The 7,110-nt window shown below is 38.1% G+C and carries 8 protein-coding genes; 7 read left to right on the forward strand and 1 reads right to left on the reverse strand.

The features are described 5' to 3' along the window. Positions 1–258 precede the first annotated feature (258 nt). Entirely contained in the window at positions 259–1,017 is a 759-nt protein-coding gene (locus tag C9J34_RS21030; protein WP_107842116.1) for an SDR family oxidoreductase, read from the reverse strand. Between the two features lie 163 nt (positions 1,018–1,180). Between C9J34_RS21030 and C9J34_RS21035 the strand changes: the two genes are divergently transcribed. The 7 genes from C9J34_RS21035 to C9J34_RS21065 all read left to right on the forward strand — a co-directional run bounded on the left by C9J34_RS21035 (position 1,181) and on the right by C9J34_RS21065 (position 6,841). Beyond that, entirely contained in the window at positions 1,181–1,732 is a 552-nt protein-coding gene (locus C9J34_RS21035; protein WP_107842117.1) for a TetR/AcrR family transcriptional regulator, read from the forward strand. Positions 1,733–1,820: 88 nt separating this feature from the next. Then, entirely contained in the window at positions 1,821–2,327 is a 507-nt protein-coding gene (locus C9J34_RS21040) for an RNA polymerase sigma factor (RefSeq protein WP_107842118.1), read from the forward strand. Next, on the forward strand, positions 2,314–3,258 hold the full coding sequence (locus tag C9J34_RS21045; protein ID WP_107842119.1) for a hypothetical protein: 945 nt from the start codon (positions 2,314–2,316) through the stop codon (positions 3,256–3,258). Before C9J34_RS21040 ends, C9J34_RS21045 begins: the two co-directional genes overlap by 14 nt. A gap of 55 nt (positions 3,259–3,313) precedes the next feature. After that, positions 3,314–4,813 carry a carboxypeptidase M32 gene (locus C9J34_RS21050; RefSeq protein ID WP_107842120.1) on the forward strand — a complete coding sequence of 500 codons (1,500 nt, stop codon included), beginning with the start codon at positions 3,314–3,316 and terminating at the stop codon, positions 4,811–4,813. A 326-nt stretch (positions 4,814–5,139) separates the two neighbouring features. After that, positions 5,140–5,310: a hypothetical protein gene (locus C9J34_RS22230; protein WP_193769133.1), complete on the forward strand. Its 171-nt coding sequence runs from the start codon at positions 5,140–5,142 to the stop codon at positions 5,308–5,310. Next, positions 5,307–5,828 (forward strand): GNAT family N-acetyltransferase, encoded by a 522-nt coding sequence (locus tag C9J34_RS21060; protein ID WP_107842122.1) that lies wholly within the window; start codon positions 5,307–5,309, stop codon positions 5,826–5,828. Before C9J34_RS22230 ends, C9J34_RS21060 begins: the two co-directional genes overlap by 4 nt. Positions 5,829–5,974: 146 nt before the next feature. Further along, positions 5,975–6,841, forward strand: coding sequence for a DUF4652 domain-containing protein (locus C9J34_RS21065; protein ID WP_107842123.1), 867 nt, complete (start codon positions 5,975–5,977; stop codon positions 6,839–6,841). Positions 6,842–7,110: the final 269 nt, after the last annotated feature.

The raw sequence follows: 7,110 nt of genomic DNA on the forward strand, positions 1-7,110 counted from the left end.
CGAATCAAATGGGCGGATTTAATTGTCTACTTGACAGGGAGTAGTTCATATCTTACGGGCGAATCATTACTTTTGAACTAAAAATTTCGAAAACACATGCTTCATTGCCTTTCTTTCAATGAATAAATCACCTGAATTTTTTGTTATGCAAAGGTGATTCCAACTTTCTGGACAATCCCTTATTGAAAGAGCTCTTACAAGATTAATTTTTCAGCAGATAATAGCAAGTTGTTGCGGTAACCATAACTTGGTTTATTATTAATAAGCCGTCCAGCCACCATCTGCTGCGATGACCTGACCGTTGATAAAGCTTGCGTCATCTGAGCCTAAAAAGACAGCTAACGCTGCGATTTCTGCTGGTTGTCCAATGCGTGGATTAATCGCCATACCGAGTTGCTGACGTGCAATACCTGTTTGGCTAATGCTCGTCATGGATGAGGCGATATTTGTTGCGACACCACCTGGCGCGATACCGTTACAGCGAATGTTTTTATCGGCATACATAAAGGCTGTATTTTTTGTTAAGCCAACGACTGCGTGCTTTGAGGCAGTGTAAGCTGCGCCAGCACGTGCACCGTATAGGCCCCCTGCTGAAATATTGTTAACGATTACCCCATGACCTTGCTTGAGGAAAATAGCTGTTGCGAGTCGCATGGACTGCATAACAGATGTTGTATTGACCGCGAATACTTTTTCCCAGCGCTCATTGATGACTTCACCTACAGGCTCCATGCCATCCATAATGCCCGCATTATTGACTAAAATATCAAGCTGACCGTACGTATCTAATGTTTTATCAAATAAATGTTGTAAATCCGTTTCTGAAGTGACATCTGTGCTGATTGCAAAAGCTTCGCCGCCAGCCGCTTTAATGTTAACTACAGCCTCTTCAGCACCAGCTAAATTTAAGTCAGAAACAACTACTTTTGCGCCTTCCTTTGCATAGCTTTCCGCAATGGCTAAACCCATACCCGATGCTGCACCTGTGACGATAGCTACTTTATTTTGTAATTTCATGTCTAATTCCTCCTAAATAGTTTGAGTGGAAAAACATCACTTATTGAACATCTGTTCATTAAAAATTATAATCTATAGATGAGAACGCTTTCAATACGCAATAAAATAGAGAATGTTCATTAAGCAACAATTTATAAAAAAATGTTGAATAGAGGTGCTGAAAATGTCAGTAGATTTACGAGTTGTCAAGACAAGGGAGCGGCTGCATGAATCATTAATTGCCTTATTAAAGGAAATGCCTTTGGAGAAAATTAAAATATCGGTGCTATGCCAAAGAGCACAAATTAATCGAGGTACGTTTTATTTGCATTATGAAAGTATCGATGCGCTATTCGCTGATTTTTTTGAGCAAATTATTGCCGATTTACGCGAAGCTTATTTGGAGCCACTGCGCACAAAATCACCGTTAAAAATAAAAGAGCTTGACCCAAAAACAGTGCGCATTTTCCATCATATTAAAAAATACGAAAGCTTTTATCGCATCGTTTTTTCGAAAAATGTGCCATTAGCCTATTATTATATGTTGCTGGAGCAAATTACCTTAAATTTGCAGCAAAACACAAAAGCTACGCATGTAGATAATGATTATTTCATTGCCTATCAAGCAAATGCCATTATCGGCTTAGCGTTGCAATGGGCGCAACGCGATTTTCAGGAGACGGCGGAGGAATTGAGCGAAATTCTTGTAAAAATTTTACGCAGTAAAAGTGAGTAAAAGGTTTTCGTCATCCGTCTATTTATTTTGAAGAGGAGGTTTTCAAGCTTTTGCATACGCGTAATTGATACAGGAAAGGAGGGTGCGCATGCTTCGTTTTGATGAATATTATGATGCCTATAGTAAAGAAATATTTCAATTTATTTATTTTTTAGTTGGGCAGAAGGAAACAGCGGAAGATTTAACGCAAGATACATTTGTCAAAGCGTTGAAAAATAACAAGGCTTTTCGTGGCGATGCGCAGGTGAAAACATGGCTTGTGACCATTGCACGCAATACCGTTTACGATTATTACAGGCGTAAGCGTTTGATTAAGTTTATTCCATTTATCGCGCGCCATGAAAGAACAGAAGAAACATACATACCAGAAGAGTGGCTATTAAAGCAGGTGGCGGATGCGGAGCTATATGCTGCGCTTGGTCAGCTAAAATTATCGTACCGCGAATGTATTGTGCTACGAAAAATTGAAGGCTATTCCATCAAAGAAACCGCGGAAATTTTAACATGTACAGAAGTGCAAGTACGCAATCATACAGAGCGAGGCATGAAGGCATTGCGAAAATTGCTTGGGGGTGAAATAGATGAAATTGGATGAGCGCTTACAGCAAATAACGCGTGTAGAATGGGATGAAAAAGAGCGTTTGCGGAAAAAGGAACGTATTATGGCAAAGCAAAAACAGCCATTATTTGCGCCACAATTTGCTATGGCGGCAATTGCTTGTATTTTGTTGCTGTTGTATTTAATTGAGGTGAAGCCAGCGGAGCAGCCGCAACAGCAAGCACAATTAACAGATGAATTAGTGAAGTTAACCGTTCTGATGACAGATAAACCAGAGCGCAACTTGAATTTGAATTCATCCTCATATATTCATAAAAAAGTGATAACAGACCAACGACTTTTAGAGCAGTTCCAGCACATCATCACAGCGCCAACTGTCGTTGAGCAAGCGTGGGACGGTCAACTAATATATCAAGGGAATCTATATCAACTGCTCTTAACATTTCGCAATGACCAGCAGCTTTATTTAAAATTTGCGAATAGCTCTGTGCCAGGCACGAGTTCCGATATATTCGAGTTATACGATGTTTACGGGCAAAAAAAGTATGTGTTCACGAATGGAACAGATGATGGCATCGCACTCATGATGCTATTGCGGCAAATCTATTACGAAACGAAGCCATCTGCTAGCTGGAAAAAGTATGGATGGGGGTTATTACTTGTTTTTATGGTGATTGATGCTTTATTTATTAGTAAAAATCGTTATAATCGCGATGAAGATGGCAATAAGAAAAGCCTGCATTGGTCATGGCGTATACTTTATACCATCATTTTTACAACTTCTTTTGCAGTTTCCTTCTTTTATTTAGGGACAGCACATGCGGGAATATGTATCGGTGGAATGATAGTCACGATTATATTGCAGGAGTATTTAGAAGTGAAAAAAGGCATTAAACAAGCAAACTGGCTGTGGGCGGTGATGACAATATTTTATGCGGTAGCAGTGGTGGCACTCATCATGATTTAGCGCTTTCATTTCGAAACTTGAACGAATATAATAGAGAGGAAAGGGAGGCTTAAAAATGACAGTCGAACAACAATTTGTAGATTATGTGAAGAAAATGCAAAACTATGGTGAGGCACTTTCTGTGATTTATTGGGATATGCGTACAGGGGCACCGAAAAAGGGGTTAGGGCAACGCGCGGAAGTCGTTGGTACTTTATCAGCGGAAATGTTCGCATTGCAAACAGCGGATGTGCTAGGTGAAATGCTAGCAGAACTTGAAGCGAAGCAAAATGAGCTTGATTTTGTGACGAAGCGCTTATTTGAAGAAATGAAAAAAGGTTATGATGAATCGAAAAAAATTCCTGCTGACGAGTATAAAGCATATGTTGTGCTACAGGCAAAAACAGAAATTGCGTGGGAAGAGGCGAAGGCAAAATCAGATTTTGCGCTGTTTCTACCACATTTAAAAGAGATTGTTAACTATCAAAAGAAATTTATTAACTATTGGGGCATTAAAAACGGCTCACCGTACAACACATTACTTGATAAATATGAGCCAGAAATGACAACAGATATTTTAGATAATGTATTCGGTCAATTGCGCGAAACGATTGTACCGTTAGTGAAAGCAATCCAAGCATCACCACATAAACCAGATACATCGATACTATTCAAGTATTTCCCAAAAGAGGGGCAACGTGCGGCATCGTTAGAGTTATTAGAGAAGATCGGCTATGATTTTGATGCAGGTCGCTTAGATGAAACGGTGCATCCATTTATGATTGGCTTGAATAGTGGCGATATTCGTGTGACGACGAAATATGATGAAAATGATTTCCGTACAGCTATTTTCGGTACAATTCATGAAGGTGGTCATGCTTTATATGAGCAAAACATTGATTTGAAGTTAATAGGCTTACCACTTGCCACAGGTACGTCAATGGGCATCCATGAATCGCAATCGCTATTTTATGAAAATTTCGTAGGACGCAATGTAGAGTTTTGGAAGCATCATTTTGAAATACTACAAAAAAATTCACCAGCTCAATTTGGCGATGTAGCAGTGGAGGATTTCTTAGCAGCTATCAATTTTGTAGAGCCTTCATTAATTCGTATTGAAGCGGATGAATTAACATACCCACTACACATTATGATTCGCTATGAAATCGAGCGTGAGCTATTCAATGGCGATCTGCAAGTGGAAGATTTACCACAAGTGTGGAACGATAAATACGAGGAATATTTAGGGGTTCGTCCAGCAAATGATGCACAAGGTGTACTGCAAGATACGCACTGGGGCGGCGGCATGTTCGGTTACTTCCCATCATATGCATTAGGCTATATGTACGCAGCGCAATGGAAGCATGCGATGGACAAAGATATTCCTAACTTCGACGAGCTATGCGGCAAAGGTGAGCTTTTACCAATTCGTGAATGGTTAACAGACAAAGTGCACCAATACGGCTCGTTGAAAAAGCCATTTGAGCTATTAAATGAAGCGACAGGCGAAGGCTTAAACGCGCAATATTTAGCAGACTATTTAAAAGAGAAATATACGAAGCTTTATCAATTATAATAGTATAAAGCACTGCTAATTGTTATGTACAATTAGCGGTGCTTTTTTTCAACTAACGCAACAGATAGTTCATTAAATTGGTACTGTTAGAAAAAGATTAAAGTAAGTCATAGACAAAGAGCTGTTTTGATTGAGTGAAGACTATTTTGAAGTCCTAATAAAATGTACAGAAGTTGTAACTACTTGATTAAAAGGATAGAAAATGAATATAAAGAAAAAAGAGCACTTCTATTGTTGGGGATATTTAGTAAAAGTATTGAAGAAGGTGAAAAAGCTTGGAAAGCTGCTTTAAGAGAAATGAAAGAGCAGCTGGGGTTACTAACGTATTGTTACATACATCTAACAAATTCGACCAAATATATTCACCAAAAGAAAATTATATAGAGGCTGTACCTGTTTTGGTAGGATATGTGGAAGCACAACAAGATGTAAAATTAAATACGGATTTAGACCATGTGTGGAAGTGGCTTGTCTTAGAAGAGGAGATAAAAAAATGATTGAATTACGAAAGATAAGCGGGGATAACGTAGATGAAGTAATGGCACTTGAAATTGAAGAAAACCAGAAAGACTTTATAGAAACTACTAACCTCAGAAGCTTTGCAGACGCTCATATGTTGAACGCAGACGGTATACCAGCGAGTCCCTTTGCCATTTATGCCGATGAAGTTGCAGTTGGATTTTTGATGTATATTTATGATACGTTGGATCATGAATCATTTGAAAATGAAATTTTTTACGGAAAGAAGAGCTATTTCATTTGGCATATTATGATCGCGAAGGGTTACCAGGGAAAAGGGTATGGCAAACTTGCTTTTGAAAAAATGTTGATGGATATTGAAACTATGCCAGATGGAGACGCAGAATATGTAACTCTCTTTTATCATACAAGTAATGTCAAAGCTAAAACATTATACGCTTCATTTGGTTTTGTGGATACAGGCATCATTCAGGATCATTCGATGTTGGCGATTAAAAAACTAGATGGGACAATAACAGCATCCTTAGTAGAATAGGGTTTTTTGCAAAGAAAAATACTCTATCAATGTCTTGCCCTATAATATTTATACCACAATTGGGTGTAATTGTTTTAGAATTACTAGGTAGAAAATGATCAAATTTTATTGTAAACCAATGTGAATAAGTTTAAGGATGTGAAGAGATGAAAAAAACTTTGTTGATGGTACTTATGACGCTTATACTTTCAGGCTGTTTTGGAATGGGAAATAGCGAAACAGAAGAATCAATTGATGAAGGGACTATCACAATTGGTAAAACTAAACATGAGCTGATATTGAATGAAGAAGGATATGAAGGGATTCCTCTGTTTGAATATGCTCAGCAACTACCTTCTATTGTAACAAGACCAAACGAAACAGCTACTATTCATATTGATAATGACCCAAATATTGCGGTTTATCTTAGGGATGAGTATGTACCACTAAAATTAAATAGTTTCTCAACCCCATATGAAATGGGGCTGTATGTTTATAATATCGAAGCCAAATGGCCAACTAAAAAAGCAAACTTTCTTGTTGTAATTGAAGTTCAGCATGAATTTAAGCGAGTTCAACGTGACAAGGAGCCTGATGATTCAAATGCATGGATTCCATCACCTAATGGTGAAAAACAAGTCATGATTGAAGGGCTTGGAGAATTCGAAGCACAGGGAACAATTGTATTGAAAGAGCTAAATAGTAACACGATTGACAATATTGATTTTAATCATGGTCTTCAATGGACAGCTAAGGAAATAGCATGGTATGACAACGACTCGATTTTAACGACGATTGGGCCTGTTCATGGTACGGTAACTCGTGGAGGTAATCTCTATCACCTAAATTTAACAACACTTGAGCTAACTCCAATTCTGGAACTCCCTGTTAAGGAAGAAGTGACTTATTTTTCACTAGAAGGCAATTTACTAACATACGAGGTACACATTTATGAAGATGACGAAATGAACAAAGGATATTTGGAAACTCGAACTTTAGATCTGTCAACTATAGAAAAACAATTAAGTGATTAATATCCATAAAAAATTAAAGTAGTAACTAGGAGATCATCCTGTTTATTGGATATTATTTAGACAGATAAAAGGGCTGTAAGGAAAGACAGATGTTTATCTGACCTTTCCTTACAGTTTTTTATTTTGTTGAAGAAACTATATGCAGCTTAGGAGATGATGCAGATAAATTCTAGAAAAGCGCAGATATCTTGAGGAAACCGCGGATAAATCCGAGAAAAGCGCAGATATCTCGGGGAAACCGCAGATAAATCATGGAAAGCGCAGATATC

Origin of the sequence: Metasolibacillus meyeri, from assembly GCF_003049505.1 — a bacterium.
Lineage (GTDB): Bacteria > Bacillota > Bacilli > Bacillales_A > Planococcaceae > Metasolibacillus > Metasolibacillus meyeri.